This window comes from Massilia sp. UMI-21 (assembly GCA_015277795.1).
Lineage (GTDB): Bacteria > Pseudomonadota > Gammaproteobacteria > Burkholderiales > Burkholderiaceae_D > Telluria.
On sequence record CP063848.1, the window covers coordinates 222,063 to 246,794 of the forward strand.

Below are 24,732 nucleotides of genomic sequence, written 5' to 3' on the forward strand. Positions count from 1 at the left end.
CATCACTATAACGCGGAAGCTGGCGGCCCCGGTTCCGGATCGGCGCGGAAAAGTGTTGTGGGATGGATGAAAACGGTTAATCAGGCAATGATAAAGAAGAATTTTATTTTCCTCTTAGAAATTTTCAACTATAGTAATTTCCCGCGTAACAGTTTGCCGTCGCCCCGCCACATGAAAAACAACCGGATCGGCCTGATTCTCGTGATCTCGTCGCTGGCCGTGATCGCGCTGGTGGTGACCCTCCTGCTGCAGCGCCAGCAGGCTTCCCATGCGGCCCAGGTCAAGGTCCAGGGCCTGGGCATGGTGCGTTCGCTGGCCGCGCTGCCGGTGTCGATGCTGGCCCCGGGCCAGGGGCCGGGCGTGCTCGGGTCGGTGCTCGCCTACCGCGATAACCCCGATTTCGCCTACGCCGCGGTCAGCGCCGAGAGCGGCAGCAACCTGGCCGAAGTCGCCAGTCCCGGCAGCCTGGTTCCGCCGGCGGCGGCGCTGGTCCTGGCCGCTTTCGACGAACGTCTGCTGCCGGCCCGCCCGGGTCAGCGCGCGATCCGGGAATTCCGTGGTCCGCTGGCCGATGCCCAGGGCAGGCTGCAGGTACGGATCGGCTATTTCGAACCCGAACACCCCATCGGCCTGCAGGACCTGCCCTTCTACGCCCTGATCGCGCTGGCGATGTTCCTGCTCGTGCCCCTCATCTACCTGGTGATCAAGCGCGAGATGGCCCCGCTCGCCGCCTTGAGCGAGCAGCTACGCGCGATCCCGCCCGTTTCCGGCCAGGCGCAGTCCAGCGCCGACGCCGAAGCCGCCCAGGACGTCCACGCCCTGGTCAACAAGCTCAATCACTACATCGACCATGCCGGCGCGCGCATCCTCGCGCTGGAACAGGACAACGTGGCTCGCATGGCCGGCAGCCGTTTGCTCGAGTACGGCAGCAACAAGATGCAGACCGTGCTGCACTGCCTGCCCGACGGCCTGCTGGTACTCGATCCGGCCGGCGATGTCACTTTCGCCAACGGCAAGATCGAGCCCTTGCTGGGTGTGCCGGTGAGCGACGTGCTGTCGAGTCCGGTCGAGGCCTGGTGCCGCGACGCCGAACTGCGCAACCTGCTCGCGCGTTTCCGCGGCGCCGGCGCCGACGGCCGCAGCCAGATCAGCATCGAGTTCACGCCGGACGGCGTGCCGGACAAGCGCCTGTTGGCCACGTCGCAGGCGCTGGCCGGCCACTCGATGGCCTACGGCACCCTGGTCGTCGTGCGCGACGTCACCCGCGAGCACCTGGCGCGCCAGGCCGGCAACGACTTCGTCGCCCACGTCGCCCACGAGCTGAAGTCGCCGCTGAACGTGATCGGCATGTATGGCGAAATGCTGGCCGACAGTGGCGAGGACGACCCGGCGATCCGGGTCGAAGCGGTCAACGTGATCCAGGACGAGGTCGAGCGCATGGCCTCCCTGGTCAACAACCTGCTCAACGTCAGCAAGCTGGAAACCGGCAGCATGCGGCCTGAACGCCACCGCGTCAAACTCGACGAGATGCTGCGCGATGCCTGGAACCAGGCGCTGTCGCGCGCCAGCAGCAAGGGCGTCACGCTCGAGCTGCAGGCGCCGCGCGAGATCGCCGCCGTCTCGATCGACAAGGACCTGTTCCGCATCGCCCTGAACAACCTGCTCAACAACGCGATCAAGTACAACCGTCCCGGCGGCAGCGTGATGCTCTCCGCGGAGGAAGGCGACCACGACGTGGTCGTCGCGGTGCGCGACAGCGGCATCGGCATGAGCCCGGAAGACCGTACGCGCGTGACGGAAAAATTCTTCCGCGTGCGCGAAACCGGCGACGCCCAGCGCGGCGGCCATGGCCTGGGCCTGTACCTGGCCAACCAGATCGTCGAGCTGCACCATGGCCGGCTGACGATCGACAGCGAACTCGGACAGGGAAGCGTGTTTTCCATCCACCTGAAGAAGATGCCGGCACTGGCCGACAGCACCCAAGTTTTATGAAGAAACAGATTCTGATCGTCGACGACGAAGCACACGTGATCCGCGTCCTGCGGCTCATGCTCGAGCGCGAAGGCTACGACGTGCAAAGCGCCGCGGACGGCCACGAAGCCCTCGAGAAAATGGCCGTGCGGCGTCCCGACGTCCTGGTCAGCGACATCCAGATGGAAGGCATGGACGGGCGCGAGCTGTGCCGGACGATCCGCGCACGCTATCCGGACGAGACCTTCCCGATCCTGGTCATGACCTCGATGACCGCCGCCAGCGAGCGCGAGTGGGTGCGCGAGCTGGCCCACATCGATTTTCTCGAAAAACCCTTGAGCCCGCGCCAGCTGGTGGCGCGCCTGGCCGCCCACTTCAGCCATTGATCCTAGCGAAAACTCCGACATGCAAGCGATGCTCACGAACGACCTCGACTTTGCGCGCTACGCGCGCTGGCTGTGCCGCATCACCGGCGCCGAGCACGACCTTGCCGTATGCGACGCCGGCGGCGCCGTGGTATGGGCGGCCCGCCCCGACGGCGGCATCGGCGACTGGCTCGACGGCCTGCGCGCGGCCGGCTTCGGCTGGCCCTGCACGGGCGAAGGCATGCAGCGCCACGACGCCGGCGCCGCCACGCTGCTGTACCAGCCGATCCAAGCCAAAGGCGGCGCTATCGGCTACCTGGCGGTGCGCATGGCCCCCTGCGCCACGCCGCCCACGTCCTGGGACGCGCTGGCGGAAACGCTCGACGACATCGCCGCCGGCATCGCCGACGAATGCCGCCTGAAGGGAGAGCTCGACCACATGGCGCTCGAGCTGTCCGAGCGCTACGAGGAACTGCACCTGGTCTACGCGATCGACCGCCAGGTGCAGCAGCTCGATCCGGGCGCCGACCTGTTCCAGCGCCTGCTGCACAGCTGGGCCGAGCACATGGATGCGGACGTGGCGGCCTTCGTGAAGCCGGGCGAGAACCTGTGCGTGCACGCGACCAACCTGTCGGCGCCGATCCATAACCTCGACCTGGTGCTGGTCGAGATGCGCGGCGACCTGTACCGCTTCGCGCATTCCTCGCGCGCCCCGATCGTCATCAACGAAACGGACGACCCGCGCCGCGCCTACATCTTCACCGACCTGCCGTTCAAGCTGCTGTGCTGCCCGGTGATCCAGGACCGCAGCGTGGTTGCGATCCTGGTGCTGGCCAATCACCTGGCCAAACCGGACTTCTCGAACAGCGACCGCAAGCTCGGCGAACTGCTCGCCAACCAGCTTTCCGGCCTGTCGCGCATGTACGGGATGCTGGCCGAGACCCGCAAGTTCAACGAACAGATGGCCGATGCCCTGATCGAAGCGGTCGAGGCCAAGGACCCCTACACGCGCGGCCATTCCGAGCGCGTGCACCACATCGCGATGCAGCTCGGCCAGGCCATGAACCTGGGCACGCGCGAGACCGAAGACCTGTTCTGGGGAGCCCTGCTGCACGACGTCGGCAAGATCGGGATTCCCGATGCCGTTCTGTGCAAGCCGGGGCGCCTGACGCGCGACGAATACACCTTCATCATGGTGCACCCGGAGCGCAGCTACGAGATCCTGCGCCACATCGACCGCCTCAAGGGCGCGGTGCCGGGAGCGCGCCATCACCAGGAAAAGTTCGACGGCACCGGGTATCCGCACGGGCTGAAAGGCGCCGACATTCCGCTCAATGCGCGCATCATCGCGGTGGCCGACACCTACGATTCGATCACCAGTTCGCGCGCCTACCGCGCCGGCCGCAGCCACGAAGTGGCGATGGCCGAGATCGCGCGCGTGGCCGGCACCCAGCTCGACCCGGCGATCGTGCGCGTGCTGGAGGAAGTCTGCGCCCTCGAGCCGGAATGGATCGCACGCTTCAACATCCAGCGCGATCCGGTGGCCACGGCGGCGTAATGAACGAACCGGTCACCCGCAGCCGCATCGGATCGATGACCTACCTGGCGCCTGCCATGGCGCTGGTGGCGGTCGATGCCGTCGATGCGCTGGGAGCGGCGCTGGACGAATGCATCGCCCAGCACCAGGTCACGATCGTGCTCGACCTGGGCAAGGTGCCCCTTCTGTCGGGCCGCGCGCTGGAACTGATGATTCGCAGCGCCGACCGACTCGACACGCTCGGCGGCTGGATCAAGCTCGCCTATCCGAGCCCCTTGCTGCTCGACGTGCTGACCGTTACCGGCGTCGCCGGCCGCGTGGCGCTGTACGACGCGGCGCCCGCCCCGGCCCGCCAGGAGCGTCCCGCCGCCCAGGCCAAGCTGGGCGACATCCTGGTCGCGCGCGGCCTGGTCAGCGCGGCCCAGGTGAGCGAGGCGGCGCGCCTGCAGGACCAGACCGGCAAGCGCATGGGCTTCATCATGGTCGAGAAGAAGTGGCTGTCGGAAGCGGCGCTGTTCCAGACCCTGGCCGAACAGCTCGACCTGCCTTTCGTCAACCTGCGCGCCGGCCTGTACGACCCGGCCGCGGTGGGCCTGCTCGAACGCGACGTGGCGCGGCGCCTGAACGTGGTGCCGCTGTTCGTGGTCGAGGACAGCCTGACGGTGGCGACCAGCGAGCCGCAGGCGGTGCACGTGCTCGACGAAATCCGCGCCCGCACCGGCTGCCGCGTGCGGGTGGCGATGGCCGCGCCGGCCGAACTCGCCCGGGTGCGCGAGGATGCCTACGGCGGCGCCATGCCGACGTTCATCCACAGCGAGGCGAACGACCTGGAACTGGTCGAAGACCAGATCCCGGACGACTACACCCAGATCGACGAGATGGCCGGCGCCAGCCCGGTGATCAACCTGGTCAATGCCGTGATCCAGCGCGCGATCCACGACAACGCCAGCGATATCCACATCGAGGTCTCGCGCAACAAGGCGCGCATCCGCCTGCGCATCGACGGCATCCTGTACGAAGTGATGTCGCCCGGCGTCGAGATGCATCCGGCCATCGTCTCGCGCCTGAAAGTGATGGCCCACCTCGACATCGCCGAGCGCCGCCTGCCGCAGGACGGACGGATCCAGGTCATGACGCAGGGCCGCACGGTCGACCTGCGCTTTTCCTCGCTGCCCGGCATCTACGGCGAGAAAGTGGTGCTGCGCGTGCTCGACAAGAACCAGTCGATCCTCGACGTCGACAAGCTCGGCATGAACAAGGGCGCGGTCGACAGCTTCAAGCGCCTGCTCGGACGCAGCCATGGGCTGATCCTGGTGACCGGCCCGACCGGTAGCGGCAAGACCACCAGCCTGTACGCGGCGATCAACTACCTCAAGAGCATCGAGAAGAACATCGTCACGATCGAGGACCCGGTCGAGTACCAGCTCGACATCATCAACCAGAACCAGGTGAACGACGCGATCGGCCTGAGCTTTCCGAAGATCCTCAAGCACGTGCTGCGCCAGGACCCGGACATCATCATGGTGGGCGAGGTGCGCGACCGCCAGACCGCCGAGATCGCGGTGCAGGCCGCCCTGACCGGCCACCTGGTGCTCACCACCCTGCACACCAACGATACCCTGGGCGCGGTGGCGCGCCTGGTCGAGATGGGGGTCGAGCCCTACCTGCTGTCCTCGGCCCTGATCGGCGTGATGGCGCAGCGCCTGGTGCGCCGCGTCTGCCCCGGCTGCAAGACCAGCTACCTGGTGCCGCCGGACGCCGCCCGCGCCTATGGCTGGAAGGGCGACGGCAACCTCAAGCTGCTCAAGGGCCGCGGCTGCCCGTCCTGCTACGACTCGGGCTACAAGGGTCGGCTCGGCATCTACGAGCTGCTCGAGGTCGGCGCCGACCTGCAGCGCATGATCGTGACCAATGCGAGCAAGGACGAGATGGCGCGCCAGGTCGCCAGCCTCGGACACCGCGACCTGTACGCGGACGGCATGGCGCGCGCCTTCGGCGGCGACACCACGCCGGAAGAGATCGCGCGCGTGGTGCATTCGCTGTGATGGGAAGGATGAACGATGGCGCTTGAATGGGACGACCTGCAGCCGGCCGGCGCGGCCAAGCCGGCGCCCGCCGCGCGCAAGCCGCAATGGCAGTGGCAGGGCGCGGGGGAACGCGTCGGCAGCGCCGACCGCATGCAGTTCACCGAACGGCTGGCCCTGCTGCTGGAAACCGGTGTGGCCCTGCACGACGCGCTGCACACCCTGCAGCTGCAGAGCGCCAAGCCGCGCCTGTCCCGGATCATCGGCGACGTGGCCGAGGACATCGTGTCGGGCCAGCGATTTTCCGAGGCGCTGGCGCGTCACCCGGAACTGTTCCCCTCGACCTACGTCAACCTGATCGGGGCCAGCGAAGCCGGCGGCTTCCTGCCCGAGGTGCTGGAGCAACTGCGCGACATGGACGAAAAAGAACAGCAGCTGCGCAGCACGATCGTTTCCTCGCTCTCGTATCCGGGTTTCCTGGCCGGCTTTTCGGTGCTGGTGGTGGTGTTCATCCTGGTCGTGGTGTTTCCGAAGTTCTCGGTCATGTTCACCCAAATCCACGACCAGCTGCCGATCACGACCCGCTTCTTCATCGCGGCCAGCGACGTCCTCCTGCGCCATGGGCTGGCGCTCGGCTGCGCCCTGCTGGCGGCGGCTGCCGCCGGCCTGGCGGCGCTGCGCCGGCCCGCCAGCCGCGAATGGCTCGACCGCATGAAGCTGCGCCTGCCCCTGTTCAGGACCATCTTCATCAAGATCTACCTCACCCGCCTGATGCGCGTGATGGGCATTTCGCTCGAGCGCGGCGTCACCATCCTGGCCACGCTCGAGGCTTGCCGCAACGTCATTCCCAACCACGAATTCCAGCGCTTCATCGGCACCCTCGAGATCCAGGTGACCGAAGGGCGCGGCATCGCCGCCGGTTTTCGCGACAGCGCCCTGATTCCCGCCAGTTTGAAGCAGATGATCGATACCGGCGAGGAAACCGGCAACCTGGGACGCGTCATGGGAAGGGTGGCGGACTTCTACGAGCGCGACCTGACGCGCCAGCTGAACGCCCTGGCCAAGATGGCCGAGCCGGCCATGCTGCTCGTGATGGGCGTCCTGGTGGGCACGATCGTCACCTCGATCATCCTGCCGATCTTCAAAATGTCGCGTGCGGTCCACTAGTCAAACCGATTCCGCAACAAAAATGCATGATGATTCAAAGAAACGTTAATTTCCGTGATAACCTTCTTTTGCATTCAGTAAATTTTTTTCGTCAATTTTCATTTCCATCAGACAAACTCATATGACCATCAACCGCTCGCTTCACCGCCTGGCCGCGAAAGGGTTCACCCTGGTCGAACTCCTGATCGTCGTGATCATCATCGCGATCCTGGCGGCGATTGCCATTCCCCAATTTGCCGACAGCTCGAATGACGCCCAGGAAGCCGCGCTCGACGCCAATCTCAAGACCATGCGTTCAGCCATCGAGATGTATCGGGTGCAGCACCGCAGCAGGTATCCATCAGCCGCCGCGGCCGATGATGCGACTGCAACGGCCGCTTGCACAGGCGCTAGCGGTACTGCCGGCACCGGTGATATCAATACGGACGTCGCATTCCGAGAGCAGCTGACGATGTTCTCGGATGCCGCTGGCAATACCTGCTCGATCGCGGTGCCAGCTTCGGGCATCATCTATGGCCCATACCTGCGTGAAATTCCGCAAGAACAGATTTCGAATCCTGCCAGCCGTGAGGTAGTCATCGTGTCGACCGGTACCCGCGACCAGGAGCCTGACGCTGCAACCGGTGGCTTCCAGTTCGACAACCGTACTGGTCGTCTCGTGATGAACAGCAACGCCGTGGGCCGTCGCAATACCCCGTACTGGCAATACTGATCGCAGTCAGGGGCATGACATGATTCGTCCCGCGCGTTCGCAAGCCGGCGGGACGCTGGCAGAAATCCTCGTCGTCGTTGCTGTGCTCGCCATCGCACTGTCGGTGGCGATCCCGCGGGCGGACGTGATCAGCCCCGCCGTGGCCGACGCCGCCGCGACCGAGGTTGCCCAGGCCCTGCGCTTTGCCCGGGGCGAAGCGATGCGCACCCGGGCCTGGCACGTGGTCCGCTTCGACACGGCGGGCGACACGCTGCGCGTGTACCGCCTGACCTCGGGCATCGCGGCCGAGGATACGGCCCAGCCGGTCATGCATCCCATCGACCACCGCCCGTATCGCGTCGTGCTGGGCGCTACCGCCAGCAGCCACGCGCGCATCGTGAGCGCGATCTTCGACTACGACAAGAACCTGATCACGGCCTATGCCACCTTCGGCCCCGACGGCAGCCCGGCCGATATCCACGGCAAACAGGCGAAGGACGCCAAGGCGCTCAGGAAGGACGGCCTGGTCACGCTCAGGCATGGTGCCGTCGAGCGCAGCGTGCGGCTCGCGCCCGTCACCGGCAGGGTGAGCACGTGAAAGCGGCAGCTGGCGCGCGCGGCTTTTCCTATGTGGAGGTGCTGGTGGCGACGATGGTGCTGGCGGTATGCGCCGCGCCGCTGGCCGACGCGGTCAAGAACGGCATCGACGCCTCGCGCATCGGCGTCGCCAAGGCGCAGGAGCTGCGCTGCATGAAGGAACAGATGGAAACCGTATTGGCCGAGCCCTACCAGCACCTGTGGAACGCCGCGCGCGGCACGGCCGTCGCGTCGAGCTACTCGCGCCCGGCCGATGCCGCCTGCATCGCGCGCGAGGTCCATATCGCCCGCTACGAGCACGAGAACGGCAAGTCGCCGGTGTTCCTGGATGACGGCGCCGCGCCCGCCCGGCTCGAAACCGCCATGCTGTACGTGACGGTGTCCTCGCCGGACAGCGGCTACACCTTTACCACCCTGGTCGCCCGATGAGCTTGCGGTATTCCCGGGATCAGCAGGGCCTGAGCCTGATCGAGCTGCTGGTCGGCCTGGCCATCACGGGCCTGGTGATGGCGCCCCTGCTGCCGATGCTCGAGACCGCGCACGCGGCGGCGCGCATCACGGCCGAGCGCAACGACCTCGAGCGCAGCGCCAATTTCGCCCTGGCGCGCATTGCCGCCCGTGTGCGCGCGGCCGCGCCCTCGCCGGATCTGGCCGCGAAACCGCAGGAAAAATGGTTCGACCCGTATTCCTACCTGGTCGTCGACGGCAATCTCGTCGAGCGTAACGACGACGACCACACCGATCGCGTGCTCGCCGATTCCGTGAAGCGCATCAGCCTGGATGCGCCGGCGGTGGACGCCGGCCGACCGCTGGTCACGATCAGCCTGGACCTGGAGCGCGGCCAGGCCAGCGCCACCGCCACCGCCACGGTGCGCATGGGGAGCGTGGAGTGAAGGAGCAGGCACAGCGCGGCATCCTGCTGCTTCCCGTGACGCTCACGCTTGCCGTGGTCGGCGCGCTCGCTTATGCCATGACACGCGGCGGCGGCATGGACCTGGCGGCCATCGATGCCGAGTACGACATCGAACGGGCCCGCTACCTGGCCGAGGCCGGGCTGCAGCTGGCGAAGTGGCAGAACGAACGGCTCGGTTGCAAGAGCCAGCGCGGTTTCGGCACGGTCGACCTGCCGGGCGGCCGTATCGTATCCGGCACCATGGACGAGGGCGGCGGCCAGCTCGCCATCTCACTGACGGCGACGACGGCGACGGGCGCCGTCAACCAGGTTGCCGGCCGCAGGCTGCGCATGCACCGGGTGAACGACCCGACCGAGCTCGCCATCAAGCGCTCGGATATCGATGACACCTTCATCCGCGAGGGCTACCCGGGCCAGGGCAAGGGCAAGTACCTCGAAACCACCGATGACCAGGCCCACGGTCTGGTCGAATTCCATTTTCCGAAAGAGCTGAACGACGCCGTCGTGCTGCAGGCAGATTTCAGGCTCACCCAGGTCGATTCCAAGTCGGCCCAGCCGGCGCGCGCACTGGCCCTGCACCGCGTCACGTCCGACTGGAAGGAAGACGACGCCACCTGGACCGCTCCGTGGAGCACGGCCGGCGGCGACTACGTGGCCAGGCCGGCGGCCAGTACCGTCATTGCCGGCAATGCCGAGTACAGCTGGCGCATCGATGCGCTGGTCGAGGGCTGGGTCAACAAGACCGTGCCCAACTACGGGATCCTGCTCAAGCCGACCGGCCTGCTCGAAGCGCGCTTCGCCAGCCACGAAGAAAACGCCAACCAGCCGCAGCTCCTGTTGCGCTACCTGCCCCGCTGCTGACCACGCCATGCATTCCGGACCAAGCGCCATGAAACGACATGCTCCCTCCTTCCTGCAGGGCCTGCGCGCGCTGCTGGCCAGGACCGGCGCGGGCGGCAAGGCGGCGCCGATCGGTGCGGATTTTGCCGCCCAGCGCCTGAACCTGCTGCAGGTCGCGGCCACGCCCGACGGGCCGCTGCTGCGCGCCGCCGTGTCGCTGCCCTATCCGGTCGAGCGCGCGCAGTTGCTGGGCGACCGCCGGCTGCTGAAGACCTTCGTGCGCGAGGCGCTGGCCAGCGCCCCCTTCGCGGGCCGGCGGGTGGTCTCGGCGCTGGCGCCGGGCGACGTGCGGATCCTGCCCTTGACGATGCACGTCGCCAGTGGACAGAGCGAACAGCAGGCCGTGGCCAGGGCCGTGCGCGACCAGCTCGGCGCCGACGCGGCCGATTCAGTGGTCGATTATTACCGGGTGCGCAGCGTGGACATGAACGGTCCCGAGCGGCAGGTGCTGGCCGCGGTGGCGCCGTCCACCAGCGTGCTCGCCTATCTCGAGGCGCTGCGCGGCGCCGGCCTCGAGGTGGCCGCACTCGACATCGGCCCGGCCGCGATCGCGCGCCTGCTGGCCACCATGCAGGAGGACGTCGAGCAGGCGGTCCTCTTGATCAACTTTGGCACCAGCAAGAGCTACCTCACGGTGATCTGGGGCCGGCGCCTGATGCTCGACCGCGAAATCGACTTCGGCGAAACGCAGCTGGTAGAGCGCCTGTCGCGCGCCCTCGGCCTGGCCGACGAGGTGTCCCAGGGACTGCTGCGCGAGCACGGCATCGGCAGCCCGGCCGCCCTGCTGCACGGCCAAGCCGGCGCGCAACCCGACATCGGACGCACGATCCGCGAGATCCTGTACCAGGAATTCGCCGCGCTGACCGAAGAGCTGGTGCGCACCCAGGTCTACGTGGCCTCGCGCACGCGCGGCAGCGCCCTGAGCCGCGTCTATCTCAACGGCAGCATCGCCCGCCATGCCCACTTGCGCGAGCGCGTCGCCGAAGTGGTGCGCACGCCGGTCGAGGTACTCGATCCGCTGCGGGCGTTCCGTTCCGGGCCGGCATTCGCGCGTCCCGGCGCCGATCCGCGCGACCTGCACGGCATCGCCCTGGCCGCCGGACTGGCCCTGCGAGGAGAAGGACATGGCTGACATCGACATGATCCCGCGCAGCTACCGGGAAGCGCTGCGCACGCGCCGCACCCTCGTGGGCTATGGCACGGCGCTGGCGCTGCTGCTGGCGGCGGGCGGCGCCGGCGCCGCGCTGCTGCGCTGGCGGGTCGCCGTGGAGACGCCGCGGCTCGAGGCGCTGCGCGCCGGCGCCATCCGGGCCGATGCAGTGCGCGCCAGCCTGGCAAGCGCCCAGCAGCGCAAGGATACCCTCACCGCGCATGTCGGCGCACTGGCGGCGCTGCGCGGGAGCGGCGAAGTCGCGGCGCTGGCGCGCTCGCTCGACGGCGCGCTGGACCACAGGGTCTGGTTCGACAGCCTGCGTTTCTCGCGCACCCGCGAACTGCTGCAGGCGCCGTCGTCGTCGCCGCCGCCGCCCGGCGTGTTCCAGTCGCACTCGGCGGCGGGCGCGCCGCAGGCGTGGCGGCTCGGCAGCCACGTCGAGATCGCCGGCCAGGCGCTGGACCATGCGGCGATGACGGCTTTCCTCGCCAGGCTGGCGGCCGATCCGGCACTGGCGAACGTGCGCTTCCTGCATAGCACTGCCGGTAGCGCGGACGAAGGCGGGGCCGTGTCCTTCGGCGTCGCGGCATCGATGGTGAAGAAGGAACAGCATGATGAATGAGTCCCTGCTGCGCAAGGCGGCCGCGCTGCCGCAACGCCAGTTGCACCTGCTCGGCGCCGGCCTGCTGCTGGTATCGGCCGCCGCGCTATGGTTCTATGGACTGCGCGCGCCGCTGGCCGCGCTGCGCACCGTGCGCGCGGAGGCGGCGCAGCTCGCGGTTGCGGGCGGGCCGCCGCAGTTGAACTCGCAGCTGAACTCGCAGCTGAACGCGCAGCTGGCGGCGCTGGCCACCGACACCGAGGCACTGGCAGGCCGACTCGGCCCGGCCATGCCCGCCACGCAGCAGTTGATGGACCTGATCGGCGAAGCCGGCGCCCTGGCCAGGCAGCATGGCGTCGCGCTGCACGGCGCGCAACCGGCTCCCGAAACAGCGGTGCTGGCCTTCCGCCAGGTCGGCTTCGACGCCGATGTGAGCGGCAGCTACGGCGCCCTGCTCGCGTGGCTGGCCGCCGTCGAACATGCGCGCCCCGGCCTGGCCATCGAAGGGTTCGACATGCGCGCCTCGAAGATGCCCGGCCAGGTCGACATGAAGCTGCGTGTCGTGGCCTACCGTGCGCAGGAGGACGGCCGATGAAGCGCCTGGCCCTTGCCGTGCTGGCGGCCGTGGCGGCCGCGGCGCCGGCCGCCGCGCAAGCGCAGCCGCTGCGCGATCCGTTCGTCCGGCCCGCCCTGCCCGCGCCCGCGCAGCAGGGCACAGTTGCGGACGCCATGCCGGAGACGCCGCCGCGACTGCGCGCGATCGTGCTCGCGCCCGGCCGCTCGCTGGCGAACATCGACGGGCAGATCCTCGCCGTGGGCAATTGGTTCGGCGACTATCGGGTAATCAGGATACAGGAGCGCGCCGTCACGCTGCTCAGGCGTGGCGTGACGAGCGTGCTCGAATTGGACGAGGCAGGCAGGAAATGAAACAGACCGTGAACAAACGTGCAGCCCTGGCGCTGCTGTGCGCCGCCCTCTGCGGACAGGCCGCTGCGGCGCCGCAAACGCTCCCGGCGGACACTACGCAGGGCACCTCCTTCATGTTCCGCGACACCCCGATCGCCGAGCTGTTCGAGATGATCGCGCGCCAGGCGCGCATCAACATCATGCTCGGCAAGGGCGTGACCGGCAACGTGGCGGTCAGCCTGTACGACATGAGCCCGGTCCAGGCCATCCATGCCATCGCCGAGGCGGGCGGCTACCAGGTCGTGGCGCGCGACAATGGCTATGTGATCGTCAATCCGGGGCAGGCCGCGACGCTCGACCCAGCGGCGGCGGCGCGCATGGAAGTGCGCGCCCTGAAGGTGCTGTATTCCGAGCCGCAGCAGGCGGCCGACATCCTGTCCAAGCATGTCGGCAGGGGCGGCAAGGTGACCGCGATGCCGGCGCGGCGCATGATCGTGGTGGAAGACTCGCCCGCGGGCGTGAAACGCATCGAGACGCTGCTGCGCGAGATCGACACGGCGCCGCGCCAGATCATGATCGAGGCAAAGATCCTCGAGATCACGCTCGACGACAACCAGCATTTCGGCATCGACTGGCAAAAGATCATCAGCGCGAACGGCATCAACCGCATCGGCACCGCCGGCGTCGCGCAGCGCGGGCCGGGACTGGTCTTCAACTACGTCAACGACAACGTCGAACTCTACCTGAACGCGCTGAGCAACAAGGGCAAGGTACGCACCCTGGCCACGCCCAAGCTCTTGACGCTGGAAAACCAGGAAGCGAGCACCAACATCGGCGACAAGCTCGGCTACCGCCTGACGACCACGATCAACAACGTCACCAGCGAGTCCGTCGAATTCCTCGAGACCGGCGTGATCCTGCGCGTGACCTCGGCCGTCGGTGCGGACGGCCGGATCGTGATGCGGGTGCGTCCGGAAGTCAGCTCCGACACGGTGCTGGGCGGAATTCCATCGAAGAAGACGACCGAGGTGAGCACCCAGCTGGTAGCGGACGACGGCCAGCCGATCCTGATCGCCGGCCTGATCAAGGCCAGCTCGGGCCAGCGCCGCATCGGCGTGCCGCTGCTGGGCGACGTCCCGGTGCTGGGGCATCTGTTTTCCAACGACGAGCATACCGGCACCCTGACCGAAACCATCGTCCTGATCACGCCGCGCGTCGTGCCCACCTACGCGGCCGGGCCCGACGTGAAGGTGATCGAGCGGGTCGAGCGCGCGGGGCAGGAAATCCGCCAGGCGCTCGAGAAGCCCACCGAGGCGCTGGACCGGCCCTGACCCTAGCAAAACGGCCGGCGCCGCATGGTGCGGGGCCGGCCGGATTCGGGAAACGTCGATCGGCTTACGCGGCCACGCCCGCTTCGTGCGCCTGCTGGTCGGCATGGTAGGACGAACGCACCATCGCGCCCACGGCGGCGTGCACGAAGCCCATTTCGTAGGCCTTCTCTTCAAACATCTTGAAAGTGTCAGGGTGCACGTAGCGGCGCACCGGCAGGTGCGAGTTCGACGGCGCCAGGTACTGGCCGATGGTCAGCATGTCGATGTCGTGCGCGCGCATGTCGCGCATGACTTCCAGGATTTCTTCGTCGGTCTCGCCCAGGCCCACCATCAGGCCCGACTTGGTGACCGCGTTCGGGTACATCTTCTTGAAATCGCGCAGCAGCACCAGCGAATGCTGGTAGTCGGCGCCCGGGCGCGCTTCCTTGTACAGGCGCGGCACGGTTTCCAGGTTGTGGTTCATCACGTCCGGCAGGCCGTCGGCGAAGATGTTCAGGGCTTTTTCGAGACGGCCGCGGAAGTCCGGCACCAGCACTTCGATCTTGGTGCTGGGCGACAGGGCGCGGGTCTTGGTGATGCACTCGACGAAGTGGCCGGCGCCGCCGTCACGCAGGTCGTCGCGGTCCACCGAGGTGATCACGACGTAGGACAGGCGCAGGTCGGCGATGGTCTTGGCCAGGTTGCCCGGCTCGTTCACGTCGAGCGGGTCAGGACGGCCGTGGCCGACGTCGCAGAACGGGCAGCGGCGGGTGCACTTGTCGCCCATGATCATGAAGGTCGCGGTGCCCTTGCCGAAGCATTCGCCGATGTTCGGGCAGCTCGCCTCTTCGCACACCGTCACCAGGTTGTTGGCGCGCAGGATGTCCTTGATCTCGTAGAAGCGCGACGAGGCGGTGGCGGCCTTCACGCGGATCCAGTCCGGCTTTTTCAGGCGCTCGGTGTCGGCGATCGGGACGATCTTAATCGGGATGCGCGAGGTCTTGCTGGCGCCCTTCTGCTTTTCGGTGGCGTCGTAGGCTGCTGGGGCAGCGCCGGTGTTGGTATCGGTGGTCATTGGCTCGAGCCCTGGCGGGCTTCCATTCAGAGGTTGTTCGGTTCCTGCTCGACCGCTTCGGTCGATGCCGGTTGGGGCACCAATTGATGAATCAACTGAAGCGCCAGCGCCTGCTGGACATCCGCCAGCGGGGCTTCCACGCCCATCGTGCGCATGTCGACCGTGGCCAGGCCCGCATATCCGCACGGGTTGATCCACGTGAACGGGGCCAGGTCCATTGCCACGTTCAGCGACACGCCATGGTAGGTGCAGCCGTTTCCGCGCACCTTGAGGCCGAGGGCGGCGATCTTCGCGCCCTTCATCGAGCCGTCCGCCATGTAGATGCCGGGGGCGCCGGCCACGCGTTCGCCCGCAAGATTATACGCCGCCAGCACCTCGATGACCGCCTGTTCGATTTTTTCCACAAACTGGCGCGCATACAGCTTGCCGCCCGGCTTGTTGCGGCGCAGGTCCATCAGGAGGTAGATCACGACCTGGCCGGGACCGTGATAGGTCACCTCGCCGCCGCGGTCGGTCTGGACCACGGGAACGCCATGCGGCGCCAGAACGTGGCCACGGTCGGCCCCCAGGCCCAGCGTGAAAACGGGGGGATGCTCGACGATCCACAGTTCGTCCCGCGTGTCGGGCGTGCGCGCGTCCGTGAAGGCACGCATCGCGGCAAAAGTCGGTTCGTAGTCGGCGCGGCCGAGCTCACGGACAAGCGGCGTGGCGGGACGGTTCATGAAGGGTATAGGAAGGAAGTATGGACAGCCCTGCCATTATAAGCCAGCGCGATGCGTTATGCCCGCCAGTCGCCCATGCCTCATTCCTTACAGCACCATTTTCACCATGTGGTGCGAGGACAAGGCGCGGTACACGTCATCCAGCATCTCGCGGCTGGTGGCGCGCACGGTCACGGTCAGGCCGGTGTAGTTGCCCTTGGCGGATGGACGGCTTTGCATCTTGCCAGCATGGAAAGTCGGATCCAGTTGCACGATGATCTCGACGATCGTCGCCGCGAAGTCGACGTGCGTGGCGCCCATCACCTTGATCGGGAAGTCGCTCGGGTATTCGATGAGGGATTCTTTGGGGTCCATGGATATTTGTCCTGTGCAAAGCGGCATTGTAGCCGCTCCTATATGGTGCTGCAGCGGCGGAAAAAAAGAGGCCGGCGCTTCTGGCCGGCCTGAACTATTTCTTTTCCGAGAAATAGCGGGACAATCTGGTCGCTCGGCGCAGCTGCTGGCGGCGAGCGAGTGATGCCACTGTATCGGGCCGATGTCCACGCCGCGAGTGGAATGTGACGAACGGCAGTTTGGCGCGACAGGCGACGCAGATTGCGAAGCAGGCGGCGCCGCTGGCGGCGATGCGAAAGAGCCGGATGCGGCATCCGGCTCCTGCTCTTGCTCTTGTCCTGGACTGTCAGCGCGCGCGTTCGTTGGAACGGTTGTTGTCCAGGGCGTCGGCCCGGCGTTCGACCCTGGCGCGTCCCGCCGACGGTGCGGACGGGGCCGCTGCCGGGGGCGGCGCCATCACCCGTGGCGGCGGGGCGATCGCCTGCGGCGGCGGCGGCGGCGGCGCGGCCGGGGGCGGCGCGACCTGCATGGTGGGCCGAGGCATCGTCACCATCGGCTGCGGACGCTCGCGGCGGCCGTCGAAACGCTCGCCCCGCTCGCCGCGCTCGCCCCGCGGCGTGATCGTACCGGGCTGGAAAGGCAGCTGGCCCGGCGCCGGGTTGGTGCGCAGCACCGGCGAACGCTGGCCGCGGTCGAGGAGGTGTCGCCCGGCGCCGTCGCGGTCGACCCGGTTCGGGATGCCGTCGCCGTCGCGGTCCTTGTCGAAGCGATCACGAATGCCATCGCGGTCGCGGTCGCGGTCGAAACGGTTGCGGATACCGTCATTGTCCCGGTCACGGTCGACCCGGTTCGGAATGCCGTCGCCGTCGCGGTCACGATCGATGCGATCAGGGATGCCGTCGCGGTCGCGGTCGCGGCGGCCGCTCCAGTTGTTCAGGTGGCGCAGCCGCTCGTCGGACAGGCGGTAATGGGGCACGTACCGGTCGCGTGGACCGAGCGGATACCAGCCGGCGGGCGGACGCGCGCCACGCTGGTGGAAGTTCAAGCTCAAGCCGCTGCCGCCGACCCAGCCGACCAGCGCCGGGGACCACACCGGGCGCCGATCGACCCGTCCGGGCGCCCAGGCCCAGCGGTTGCGCACCTGCACCCAGCGGCCGTAGTGGGAGGGCGCATAGCCCCAGGGCGCGTTGTCGACCCAGGTCCAGCCCCATGGCGCGATCCAGGTCCAGCGGCCGTCACGGTAGGGCGCCCAGCTCGAGGACACCGCCGGAATCCACAGCGGACCGTACTCGAGGTCGTCCTGCCAGATGCCATGGCGGTCCAGTTCCTCGTAGCCGGTCATCTCGGTAGTGAGGTAGCGTGCCGAGCGCGCGCCGTCGATGCTGCGGTCGCGCGCCAGCGCCCAGTCGTCGAAGGCGTCGCTGCGCGCCTGCAGGGTGCGCACGTCGTCGTCGCGCAGCTCGGCGCTGCGGCCGGCGCGAATCAGCAGGCTGGCGCCGGCGCCATCGACCTGGGCTTCGCCGTCGAACACGCTCACCACGCTGGTATCGCGCACGCGCTCGGCGTCCACCCGCAGGCGGCCGGGTTTGAGCATGCGCACACGGCCCTGCGGCGTGCTCAGCTCGAACTCGGGCAGCACGTCCTCGCTCAGGATGCGGATGCTGGCGCTGCCGTAGTGCAGGCGCAGGCGCAGGCTGTCGTCGTCGAGTTCCGTCACTTCGAGCGAACTGTCGCCGTCGATGCGGATCGCGGTCGAGCCGACGCGCAGCTCGGTGCGGCCGTTCGGTTCGGTGGTGACCAGGTTGCGCGTGGTGATCGGCCAGTTGACCAGGGCAGCGGTCGCGGACTCGCCCACGCCGCCGTTGATGCTGACCTTGCCCTGCACCAGCGCGACCCGGCCGACCCGGCCGGGAGGCTCGGACTCCAGCGTAGTTTGCAGCGGCGCCTGCGCCAGGGCGACAGTGGATAAAGCCGTGAGCGCGAGCATCACGGCGGTCTTGGCGAATCGCTTGTTCATGTCATGGAACTCCGCAAATGTGGACGAAGGACGGCAAGCTCATTACAACGCAGCTGCGCCCACAGGGAATATGCAACTTACAGAAATTTGCAACTGCCGAGTAACAAATATACAAATTTTCCAGCTTGGCAGCGCCTCAGGTACGGCGGCCCGGCTCGACCAGGAACAGCAAGGAACCCATCAGCACCAGCACGGCACCGAACAGGCGGTTCTGGATCTTCACGGCGCGCACGTCGCGCAAGAAGCGCTGCATCATGGACGCCATCGCGGCATAGCCGTGCATGACGATCGAATCGATGGTCACCATGGTCACTCCCAGGATCGCCAGCTGCGGCAGCAGGGGCGCGCCCTTGGCGATGAACTGGGGCAGCACCGCGACCATGAAGATGATGCCCTTCGGGTTGGTGGCATTGGTGAGGAAGCCGGTCATCACGCGCTTGCCGAAGCTGGGGTGCGCGGGCAGGCCGGCGGTGCTCACGCCGGCGTCGACTGCCGGCTCGGCCCTGGCGCGCCACTGGGCGATGCCGAGATAGATCAGGTACAGCGCGCCGATGGTCTTCACGACGGTGAAGGCCAGCGAGGATGCCAGCAGCAGGGATCCGACGCCGGCGCCGGCGATCACCAGCACCAGGATCAGGCCGAACTGCAGGCCCAGCACGGTGGCGCTGGCCTTCTTGAGCCCGTAGGCGAGGCCGTGCGACATCGACAGCACGGCGCCGGAACCGGGCGAAATGGCGATCAGCGAACCGGCGATGACGAAGGCGATCCAGGTGGCGAAGCTCATGCTGCTGGCGGGGAAAAGGAGAAGGAGGGGAAGGAGAGGAGGGTAGCGCAAAACGGACCGGCGCGCGCGTCCGGAAAAACCGGAGCGCGGCGCGGGGCCTGGGTACTGCTTACTTCTTCTTTGGGTTGACGGCTGCTTTCAGCGTCGCACCGGCAGCGAAGCGCGGGGTCTTCGATGCAGCGATCTTGATGACATCGCCGGTTGCCGGGTTGCGGCCCTTGCGTGCAGCGCGCTTGGTGACCGAGAAGGTACCGAAGCCGGTGATACCGACCGTATCGCCCTTTTTCAGGCGCTCGGTGATGATCTCGATGATCGTGTTGACGGCGGTGTTGGCAGCCGCGCCGGACATTTCGGTGCGCTTCGCGAATTCCGCGATCAGTTCGCCTTTTTTCATAAGTCCCTCCGGGGTTAAAAGAGCGGGAAGATTAGCACAAAAGAATTGCTCTATGTAATCCCGTCCCGGAGGGAAACGCCAGGAAGCCCTAGGGCGTCTGACAAAACTCCAAGGGCGAGGCGCTTCGCCGCAGTGGCGGACCACGAAGACGGTACGCTGGTACGACGAGGCGATGCAACGCCGCCACCGGAGGAATTGTCAGCCGCTCAGGCCAGGCTGCTTTCGACGCCAGGCGCCGCCAGGCGATGACGCAAGGCGGCGTTGATCAGGGTCTGGTAACCGGTGCCGCAGCGCTCCGACAGGTTGCGGAATTCGTTCAGGACTTCGTCGTCGAGGTAGATCGTGATACGGGTCTTGCGCTTCGGCGGACGGGCGCGGCGTGCGGGTGCTGCATGCAGGGTCGATTCGGTATTCATGGGATCTCCTTCGGTAGCGAGGCTGCAGTACCGCAGCCAACAGAACGCACTATACGTACGCGCGACCTGGCATGCCCGGCAAAAGCGACGAGATGCAGATTTACGTGACTGAACTGCATAAAGCCGCGCTGAACCGTGTGACCGGCTTTGCGGCGTCGGGTAAGATGTGGTGAACTTGACATGATTGGAGTATGACCAATGGCTGCAGGCAGTTTGCTGGCATTACTGGACGATATTGCATCGGTCCTCGACGACGTTTCCGTGATGAGCAAGGTGGCGGCCAAGAAAACTGCCGGCGTGCTCGGCGACGACCTGGCGCTCAATGCCCAGCAGGTGACCGGGGTGAATGCCGACCGTGAACTGCCGGTGGTGTGGGCGGTGGCCAAGGGCTCGCTCAAGAACAAGGCCATCCTGGTGCCGGCGGCGCTGGCGATCTCGGCCTTCATTCCCTGGCTGATTACCCCCTTGCTGGTGATTGGCGGCGCCTTCCTGTGCTACGAGGGTTTCGAGAAGCTGGCGCATAAATTTCTACACAGCAAGGAAGAAGACGCGCAGCGCAAGGCAGAACACGTCGCCCACCTGGCCGCCACCGAAGTCGACATGTGTGCGCTGGAGAAGGAAAAGATCAATGGTGCGGTGCGCACCGATTTCATCCTGTCGGCCGAAATCATCGTGATCGCCCTCGGTACCGTGGAAAACGCACCGTTCAGCCAGCAGGTCATGGTCCTGACCGCGATTGCGCTGGTGATGACGGTCGGCGTGTATGGCCTGGTGGCGGCCATTGTGAAGATGGACGATGCCGGGCTTTACCTGAGCCAGAAGGCCGGCAGCCTGGCACGCGGCACCGGCCGGCTGCTGCTCGCCACCGCACCCAAGCTGATGAAATTCCTGTCGGTGGTCGGCACCGCGGCCATGTTCATGGTCGGTGGCGGCATCATCGCCCACGCCTGGGCGCCGCTGCATCACTTTGCCGAACAGGCGGCCGAGGTGACGGCAGGCGTGCCGGGCATCGGCGGCGTGCTGGCGGCGATCACCCCGACGGTGGTCGATGCGCTGGCCGGCGTGGTGGTCGGCGCCATCGTGCTGGCGGTGGTGACGGTCGTGCAGCGCCTGCGCGGCAAGAAGGGCCATTGATTGCAGCCACCCCGGCGCCAGCGCAGTCAAGCAAGGGGCAGGCATGGAGCGGCACGATTTTCGCGCCTGCTCTAGACTAGCTGCGGCGGCTTAGCGCGGCGCCTGCCGCCAGTCCCAGCGCGAAGCCGGCGTACACGATCGCCAGCGACGGCTTGGACAAGTGCTTTTCATAGCCGGGCTGCAGGCGTTTGGGCGTGAGCTTGTAGTCGGCGAAGCAGGCGAAAGCCGAAGTGGCGGCTGCGGCGCCCAGGTAGCCGGCCGGCGTACTGCGGTCGAGATACCTGCCAGCGAAACGCTCGAACAGCACCGACCAGAACGTGGCGCTCACATGGTGGATCAGGTAACCCGGGACGGTGTATTGCATGGACGGGCCGGTGTGGCGCGCCGCCTTGTCGCCATGGATCCAGTGGCTGACCGCATTGGTGGGCGCGAAGGCGCTGCCGACCTCTTTCTTGCCGAGCGCGGCCAGGGCCACCGTCGAGAGCAGGCTGGAGGCGGTGCCGGAGACGAGGCCGCGCTGTAGTGCCGTGTTCCAGTTTTCCATTGGATCCTCTTGTTGAATGCATGGCGTGAAAGGAAGCATGGATGCGGATCTTGCTGACGGGAGCCAGCGGTTTCATCGGCCAGCACCTGCTGCAGGCATTGCTGGCCGAAGGGCACCACGTGGTCTGCGCGCAGCGCCGGGCCGCAACGCCAGCCGAATCCGGCGCCGGCGCCGGGACACCCTGCGCCACCATCCATGCGGACTTCGCCCAAGATACCGATGAATCGGCCTGGCTGGCGCGCATCAAGGGCTCAAGGGCGGCCAGCGCGGCGGCGAGCACTGTCCAGGAAGGCGGTCGACGACTACCTGGCCTCGCTTCCGCCGCGCGCCTGCATCACCCAGTCCTCGCTGGTCTACGGCAGCGCGGGCGCCAGCAGCAAAGTCTTGCGCAGCCTGGCCAGCATGCCGCTGGCGCTGCGTTTCGTCAGCGCGCCGCAGCGGGTACGGCGCCGTCAGCTTCGACCCGGCGCCGGGCCTGGGCATCCTGTTCCTGAAGAAGCGGCGCAGTACTGGCGCTACTTCCGTATCTGGGTCATGCTCGGCGTCCCGGCCTTCATCGCCTTCATCGTGATTTTCTGGCTGATGGTGGCCAAGCCGACCTGACCCGCCAACCGCAACTTTTTGATTGAAGGAGAACCCCATGCGGGCTTACCAGATTCTTCCCGGTGCGAACATCGACGGGCTGCAATGCATCGACTACCCCGATCGCGATCTCGGCCACGGCGAGGTGCGCATTCGCGTGCACGCCGTCTCGCTGAACTACCGCGACCTGATGGTTGCCAGCGGCAACTACCTGGTCACGGTGGACGATCCCATCATTCCGTGCTCGGACGGCGCCGGCGAAGTGCTGGCGGTCGGCCCGGGCGTGACGCGGGTGCAGGTCGGCGACCGCGTGGCGGGCTCCTTCTTTCCCTACTGGCAGGACGGCGCAACATCTCCCGAGAAGATCCGCCATGCGCTGGGCGGCGACATCGACGGCATGCTGGCCGAGGAAGTGGTGCTGCACGAGGACGCGCTGGCGAAGATTCCGGCCTCGCTGAGCTTCGTCGAGGCGGCCACCATGCCCTGCGCCGGCGTCACCGCGTGGAATGCGATTTTTGTGTCCAGCAACCAGCTCAAGCCGGGCGACACCGTGCTGCTGCTCGGGACCGGCGGCGTCTCGGTGCTGGGGATGCAGCTGGCCAGGGCGGCCGGCCTGCGCACCATCATCACCTCGTCCAGCGACGAGAAGCTGCAGCGCGCCCGCGAACTCGGCGCCCACCATACGATCAATTACCAGGCGATTCCCGAGTGGCACGAAGAGGTGCTGGCCGTGACGCAGGGCCGGGGCGCGAACGTGGTGCTGGAGGTCGGCGGCAAGGGCACCGTGAACCGCTCGGTGTCGGCGGCCGCGATGGGCGGTACGGTGGCGATCATCGGCGGCGTCAGCGGTTTTGGCGGCGAGGTGAATCCGGCTGCGCTGCTGGCGAGCGCCAAGCGCATGGTCGGCATTTTCGTGGGCAGCCGGGCGATGCTGGAGGACGTCATGCGCCTTGCCGACACCACGGGCCTGAAACCCGTGATCGACCGCGTGTTCCCGTTTGCACAGGCGCAGGACGCCTACCGCTACATGGAATCGGGCTCGCACTTCGGCAAGGTGGTCATCGACGTGACCGGCCAGGCCTGACTAGCGCTTCTGCGGCACCAGCTCGATCTGGTACAGCTTGGGCCACAGCTTGCCGGTCACGAACAGGCGCTTGCCCTTGCTGTCCCAGGCGATGCCGTTCAGGACGGCGTCCGGATCGAGGGTGCCGCGCTGCGCGGGCGGCAGCAGGCCCTCCAGGTTGATCACGCCTTTCACGCTGCCATCCTGGGGATCGATGCGCACGATCAGGTCGCTGCCCCAGATGTTCGCGAACAGCTCGCCCTCGACCATCTCGAGCTCGTTCAGCTGGGCGATCGGCTTGCCCTGGTGCGTCACCTGGATGCGGCGCAGCTCCTTCATGGTCTTCGGCTCCAGGATGCGAATGAAGGAGCTGCCGTCGCTCATGTACACATGTCTGGCATCGCTGGCCAGGCCCCAGCCTTCGCCGACGTACTTGAAGGTGCTCTTCAGCTTGAAGGTCTTGCGGTCGAACACGTAGCCGACCTGCGAGGTCCAGGTGAGGGCGAGGATGTCGTTCCCGACCGGGGTCGCGCCTTCGCCGAAGACTTCCGCCGGCATGTCGGCCTGCTGCAGCACCTTGCCGCTGGCCAGATCCACCCGGCGCACCCAGGACGTGCCGTTGCGGCCGGTGGTCTCGAACAGGTGGCCATCGCGGAAGAACAGGCCCTGGGTAAAGGCTTTCGGATCGTGCGGGTAGGTGTTCTTGACAACGAAGCCGTAGATGGGGACGGCTGCCTGGGCTGCGCCGGCGAGGCTGACGGCGAGGGCGAAGGTGGCGAGTGGTTTCAGCATGGTGCGGAAACTGTACCATGTTCGTGGGCGGCCGGCTGCGCCGCCCTCCGTTAAAACAAGGACAGGTTCGGCGACGGTTCGGCTGCCTTGCGAACCGTCTGCGGCGCAGCCCAGTCCTTCATGCGCGCCGCCGGATAGTGGCGGAGAAAAGTGCGCGCCGTCTCGACGTCGCGGCAGGCCAGCCAGTCGTCGAGTTCTTCCGGCGCGATCACGACCAGCGAACGCTTCTCGTCGCCGGGCTTGTGCATGCGCGACATCAGGGGATGCGTATCGGCGTTGATGGTGATCTGGGTGAACGCGGACTCGACCCGGCCGTCGGCCTCGGTCCACTCGCGCCACAGACCGGCGACCAGGAAAGGGCTGTCGTCGTGCATGCCGATCGCGTGGCGCACGGCGCGCCCGCTTTCGTAGCAGGGTTCGTAGAACCAGCGCATCGGCACGGCGCACAGCTGCAGCCGGCGCCAGGCCGGGGCGAACGAGCGCCGCTCGCCCAGCGTTTCGGCGCGCGCGTTCATGGTGTCGAAGGGCTTCACGCCGGGCGGAATGTGGCGGCGCGGCACCATGCCGTAGCTGGCCAGGCAGGCCGACGGGCTGCCGTCGCTGCCGCGGCGGATGATCGGCGCGCTATAGTCCTTCCAGACTTCGTCGGGCCAGCGCCAGTCGGCCGGCAGCTCGCTGAAGGCGCCGAGCGTGCCGAACTGCTCGCGGGTAGGGGTATGGTAATTCACGCACATGATTCGG

28 protein-coding genes and 1 pseudogene are annotated in these 24,732 nt (G+C 67.1%); 19 read left to right on the plus strand and 10 right to left on the minus strand.

Annotated elements, in window-relative coordinates:
* The first annotated feature begins 171 nt into the window (after window positions 1-171).
* The 15 genes from IM543_00940 to IM543_01010 all read left to right on the plus strand — a co-directional run bounded on the left by IM543_00940 (window position 172) and on the right by IM543_01010 (window position 14,156).
* The gene (locus tag IM543_00940; protein ID QOY94524.1) at window positions 172-1,992 is read left to right on the plus strand and encodes a PAS domain-containing protein; all 1,821 of its coding nucleotides are present in this window, start codon (window positions 172-174) and stop codon (window positions 1,990-1,992) included.
* Window positions 1,989-2,357 carry a response regulator gene (locus tag IM543_00945; protein QOY94525.1) on the plus strand — a complete coding sequence of 123 codons (369 nt, stop codon included), beginning with the start codon at window positions 1,989-1,991 and terminating at the stop codon, window positions 2,355-2,357. Before IM543_00940 ends, IM543_00945 begins: the two co-directional genes overlap by 4 nt.
* 19 nt (window positions 2,358-2,376) lie before the next feature.
* Window positions 2,377-3,894, plus strand: coding sequence for an HD domain-containing protein (locus IM543_00950; protein ID QOY94526.1), 1,518 nt, complete (start codon window positions 2,377-2,379; stop codon window positions 3,892-3,894).
* The gene (tadA, locus tag IM543_00955; GenBank protein QOY94527.1) at window positions 3,894-5,918 is read left to right on the plus strand and encodes a Flp pilus assembly complex ATPase component TadA; all 2,025 of its coding nucleotides are present in this window, start codon (window positions 3,894-3,896) and stop codon (window positions 5,916-5,918) included. Before IM543_00950 ends, tadA begins: the two co-directional genes overlap by 1 nt.
* Window positions 5,919-5,933: 15 nt before the next feature.
* Complete coding sequence (locus IM543_00960) at window positions 5,934-7,064, plus strand: type II secretion system F family protein (GenBank protein ID QOY94528.1); 1,131 nt, start codon at window positions 5,934-5,936, stop codon at window positions 7,062-7,064.
* Window positions 7,065-7,185: 121 nt separating this feature from the next.
* The gene (locus tag IM543_00965) at window positions 7,186-7,776 is read left to right on the plus strand and encodes a prepilin-type N-terminal cleavage/methylation domain-containing protein (GenBank protein QOY94529.1); all 591 of its coding nucleotides are present in this window, start codon (window positions 7,186-7,188) and stop codon (window positions 7,774-7,776) included.
* An 82-nt stretch (window positions 7,777-7,858) separates the two neighbouring features.
* Window positions 7,859-8,353, plus strand: a complete 495-nt coding sequence (locus IM543_00970; protein QOY94530.1) for a hypothetical protein — start codon at window positions 7,859-7,861, stop codon at window positions 8,351-8,353.
* A complete protein-coding gene (locus IM543_00975) occupies window positions 8,350-8,781 on the plus strand; it encodes a hypothetical protein (GenBank protein QOY94531.1) in 432 nt (143 codons plus the stop codon). Before IM543_00970 ends, IM543_00975 begins: the two co-directional genes overlap by 4 nt.
* Entirely contained in the window at window positions 8,778-9,245 is a 468-nt protein-coding gene (locus tag IM543_00980) for a prepilin-type N-terminal cleavage/methylation domain-containing protein (protein ID QOY94532.1), read from the plus strand. Before IM543_00975 ends, IM543_00980 begins: the two co-directional genes overlap by 4 nt.
* Window positions 9,242-10,126: a DNRLRE domain-containing protein gene (locus tag IM543_00985; GenBank protein QOY94533.1), complete on the plus strand. Its 885-nt coding sequence runs from the start codon at window positions 9,242-9,244 to the stop codon at window positions 10,124-10,126. Before IM543_00980 ends, IM543_00985 begins: the two co-directional genes overlap by 4 nt.
* Window positions 10,127-10,154: 28 nt before the next feature.
* Entirely contained in the window at window positions 10,155-11,297 is a 1,143-nt protein-coding gene (gene pilM / locus IM543_00990) for a pilus assembly protein PilM (protein ID QOY94534.1), read from the plus strand.
* Window positions 11,290-11,940, plus strand: a complete 651-nt coding sequence (locus tag IM543_00995) for a PilN domain-containing protein (GenBank protein ID QOY94535.1) — start codon at window positions 11,290-11,292, stop codon at window positions 11,938-11,940. The genes pilM and IM543_00995 overlap by 8 nt, the downstream gene beginning before the upstream one ends.
* Complete coding sequence (locus IM543_01000) at window positions 11,930-12,514, plus strand: hypothetical protein (GenBank protein ID QOY94536.1); 585 nt, start codon at window positions 11,930-11,932, stop codon at window positions 12,512-12,514. Before IM543_00995 ends, IM543_01000 begins: the two co-directional genes overlap by 11 nt.
* Window positions 12,511-12,846: a hypothetical protein gene (locus tag IM543_01005; protein QOY94537.1), complete on the plus strand. Its 336-nt coding sequence runs from the start codon at window positions 12,511-12,513 to the stop codon at window positions 12,844-12,846. The genes IM543_01000 and IM543_01005 overlap by 4 nt, the downstream gene beginning before the upstream one ends.
* Window positions 12,847-12,854: 8 nt before the next feature.
* Complete coding sequence (locus IM543_01010; GenBank protein QOY94538.1) at window positions 12,855-14,156, plus strand: type II secretion system protein GspD; 1,302 nt, start codon at window positions 12,855-12,857, stop codon at window positions 14,154-14,156.
* Between the two features lie 64 nt (window positions 14,157-14,220).
* Here IM543_01010 and lipA read toward each other — a convergent pair whose 3' ends face one another.
* From lipA to IM543_01045, 7 genes are all read right to left on the minus strand, one after another.
* Window positions 14,221-15,210, minus strand: a complete 990-nt coding sequence (lipA, locus tag IM543_01015) for a lipoyl synthase (protein QOY94539.1) — start codon at window positions 15,208-15,210, stop codon at window positions 14,221-14,223.
* Window positions 15,211-15,236: 26 nt separating this feature from the next.
* Window positions 15,237-15,932: a lipoyl(octanoyl) transferase LipB gene (gene lipB / locus IM543_01020; GenBank protein ID QOY94540.1), complete on the minus strand. Its 696-nt coding sequence runs from the start codon at window positions 15,930-15,932 to the stop codon at window positions 15,237-15,239.
* 87 nt (window positions 15,933-16,019) lie between these two features.
* Entirely contained in the window at window positions 16,020-16,286 is a 267-nt protein-coding gene (locus IM543_01025; protein QOY94541.1) for a DUF493 family protein, read from the minus strand.
* A 325-nt stretch (window positions 16,287-16,611) separates the two neighbouring features.
* Window positions 16,612-18,282, minus strand: a complete 1,671-nt coding sequence (locus tag IM543_01030; protein QOY94542.1) for a thrombospondin type 3 repeat-containing protein — start codon at window positions 18,280-18,282, stop codon at window positions 16,612-16,614.
* Between the two features lie 136 nt (window positions 18,283-18,418).
* Window positions 18,419-19,066, minus strand: a complete 648-nt coding sequence (locus tag IM543_01035; protein QOY94543.1) for a LysE family transporter — start codon at window positions 19,064-19,066, stop codon at window positions 18,419-18,421.
* A 109-nt stretch (window positions 19,067-19,175) separates the two neighbouring features.
* Window positions 19,176-19,460 carry an HU family DNA-binding protein gene (locus IM543_01040; GenBank protein ID QOY94544.1) on the minus strand — a complete coding sequence of 95 codons (285 nt, stop codon included), beginning with the start codon at window positions 19,458-19,460 and terminating at the stop codon, window positions 19,176-19,178.
* Between the two features lie 206 nt (window positions 19,461-19,666).
* Entirely contained in the window at window positions 19,667-19,876 is a 210-nt protein-coding gene (locus IM543_01045; protein QOY94545.1) for a BrnA antitoxin family protein, read from the minus strand.
* A 198-nt stretch (window positions 19,877-20,074) separates the two neighbouring features.
* On the opposite strand from IM543_01045, the gene IM543_01050 reads away from it, so the two are divergent.
* Window positions 20,075-21,010, plus strand: coding sequence for a DUF808 domain-containing protein (locus IM543_01050; GenBank protein QOY94546.1), 936 nt, complete (start codon window positions 20,075-20,077; stop codon window positions 21,008-21,010).
* A 76-nt stretch (window positions 21,011-21,086) separates the two neighbouring features.
* Here IM543_01050 and IM543_01055 read toward each other — a convergent pair whose 3' ends face one another.
* The gene (locus IM543_01055) at window positions 21,087-21,554 is read right to left on the minus strand and encodes a hypothetical protein (GenBank protein QOY94547.1); all 468 of its coding nucleotides are present in this window, start codon (window positions 21,552-21,554) and stop codon (window positions 21,087-21,089) included.
* A 41-nt stretch (window positions 21,555-21,595) separates the two neighbouring features.
* On the opposite strand from IM543_01055, the gene IM543_01060 reads away from it, so the two are divergent.
* The 3 genes and pseudogenes from IM543_01060 (at window position 21,596) to IM543_01070 (ending at window position 23,220) form a co-directional block, all read left to right on the plus strand.
* Entirely contained in the window at window positions 21,596-22,048 is a 453-nt protein-coding gene (locus IM543_01060; GenBank protein ID QOY94548.1) for an NAD-dependent epimerase/dehydratase family protein, read from the plus strand.
* A gap of 7 nt (window positions 22,049-22,055) precedes the next feature.
* Window positions 22,056-22,157: pseudogene (locus tag IM543_01065) on the plus strand (DUF2269 family protein).
* 37 nt (window positions 22,158-22,194) lie between these two features.
* Complete coding sequence (locus IM543_01070; protein ID QOY94549.1) at window positions 22,195-23,220, plus strand: NAD(P)-dependent alcohol dehydrogenase; 1,026 nt, start codon at window positions 22,195-22,197, stop codon at window positions 23,218-23,220.
* On the opposite strand, the gene IM543_01075 is transcribed toward IM543_01070, so the two are convergent.
* Both IM543_01075 and IM543_01080 read right to left on the minus strand, forming a co-directional pair.
* Complete coding sequence (locus IM543_01075; GenBank protein QOY94550.1) at window positions 23,221-23,991, minus strand: glutaminyl-peptide cyclotransferase; 771 nt, start codon at window positions 23,989-23,991, stop codon at window positions 23,221-23,223. It lies immediately after the preceding gene.
* Between the two features lie 50 nt (window positions 23,992-24,041).
* The gene (locus tag IM543_01080) at window positions 24,042-24,725 is read right to left on the minus strand and encodes an SOS response-associated peptidase family protein (protein QOY94551.1); all 684 of its coding nucleotides are present in this window, start codon (window positions 24,723-24,725) and stop codon (window positions 24,042-24,044) included.
* Window positions 24,726-24,732 lie beyond the last annotated feature (7 nt).

Coding starts and splice junctions, on each gene's coding strand:
- IM543_00940 (QOY94524.1), top strand. CDS start 172: ATGAAAAACAACCGGATCGGCCTGATTCTCGTGATCTCGTCGCTGGCC.
- IM543_00945 (QOY94525.1), top strand. CDS start 1,989: ATGAAGAAACAGATTCTGATCGTCGACGACGAAGCACACGTGATCCGC.
- IM543_00950 (QOY94526.1), top strand. CDS start 2,377: ATGCAAGCGATGCTCACGAACGACCTCGACTTTGCGCGCTACGCGCGC.
- tadA (QOY94527.1), top strand. CDS start 3,894: ATGAACGAACCGGTCACCCGCAGCCGCATCGGATCGATGACCTACCTG.
- IM543_00960 (QOY94528.1), top strand. CDS start 5,934: ATGGCGCTTGAATGGGACGACCTGCAGCCGGCCGGCGCGGCCAAGCCG.
- IM543_00965 (QOY94529.1), top strand. CDS start 7,186: ATGACCATCAACCGCTCGCTTCACCGCCTGGCCGCGAAAGGGTTCACC.
- IM543_00980 (QOY94532.1), top strand. CDS start 8,778: ATGAGCTTGCGGTATTCCCGGGATCAGCAGGGCCTGAGCCTGATCGAG.
- pilM (QOY94534.1), top strand. CDS start 10,155: ATGAAACGACATGCTCCCTCCTTCCTGCAGGGCCTGCGCGCGCTGCTG.
- IM543_00995 (QOY94535.1), top strand. CDS start 11,290: ATGGCTGACATCGACATGATCCCGCGCAGCTACCGGGAAGCGCTGCGC.
- IM543_01000 (QOY94536.1), top strand. CDS start 11,930: ATGATGAATGAGTCCCTGCTGCGCAAGGCGGCCGCGCTGCCGCAACGC.
- IM543_01005 (QOY94537.1), top strand. CDS start 12,511: ATGAAGCGCCTGGCCCTTGCCGTGCTGGCGGCCGTGGCGGCCGCGGCG.
- lipA (QOY94539.1), bottom strand. CDS start 15,210: ATGACCACCGATACCAACACCGGCGCTGCCCCAGCAGCCTACGACGCC.
- lipB (QOY94540.1), bottom strand. CDS start 15,932: ATGAACCGTCCCGCCACGCCGCTTGTCCGTGAGCTCGGCCGCGCCGAC.
- IM543_01025 (QOY94541.1), bottom strand. CDS start 16,286: ATGGACCCCAAAGAATCCCTCATCGAATACCCGAGCGACTTCCCGATC.
- IM543_01030 (QOY94542.1), bottom strand. CDS start 18,282: ATGAACAAGCGATTCGCCAAGACCGCCGTGATGCTCGCGCTCACGGCT.
- IM543_01035 (QOY94543.1), bottom strand. CDS start 19,066: ATGAGCTTCGCCACCTGGATCGCCTTCGTCATCGCCGGTTCGCTGATC.
- IM543_01040 (QOY94544.1), bottom strand. CDS start 19,460: ATGAAAAAAGGCGAACTGATCGCGGAATTCGCGAAGCGCACCGAAATG.
- IM543_01045 (QOY94545.1), bottom strand. CDS start 19,876: ATGAATACCGAATCGACCCTGCATGCAGCACCCGCACGCCGCGCCCGT.
- IM543_01050 (QOY94546.1), top strand. CDS start 20,075: ATGGCTGCAGGCAGTTTGCTGGCATTACTGGACGATATTGCATCGGTC.
- IM543_01055 (QOY94547.1), bottom strand. CDS start 21,554: ATGGAAAACTGGAACACGGCACTACAGCGCGGCCTCGTCTCCGGCACC.
- IM543_01060 (QOY94548.1), top strand. CDS start 21,596: ATGCGGATCTTGCTGACGGGAGCCAGCGGTTTCATCGGCCAGCACCTG.
- IM543_01070 (QOY94549.1), top strand. CDS start 22,195: ATGCGGGCTTACCAGATTCTTCCCGGTGCGAACATCGACGGGCTGCAA.
- IM543_01075 (QOY94550.1), bottom strand. CDS start 23,991: ATGCTGAAACCACTCGCCACCTTCGCCCTCGCCGTCAGCCTCGCCGGC.
- IM543_01080 (QOY94551.1), bottom strand. CDS start 24,725: ATGTGCGTGAATTACCATACCCCTACCCGCGAGCAGTTCGGCACGCTC.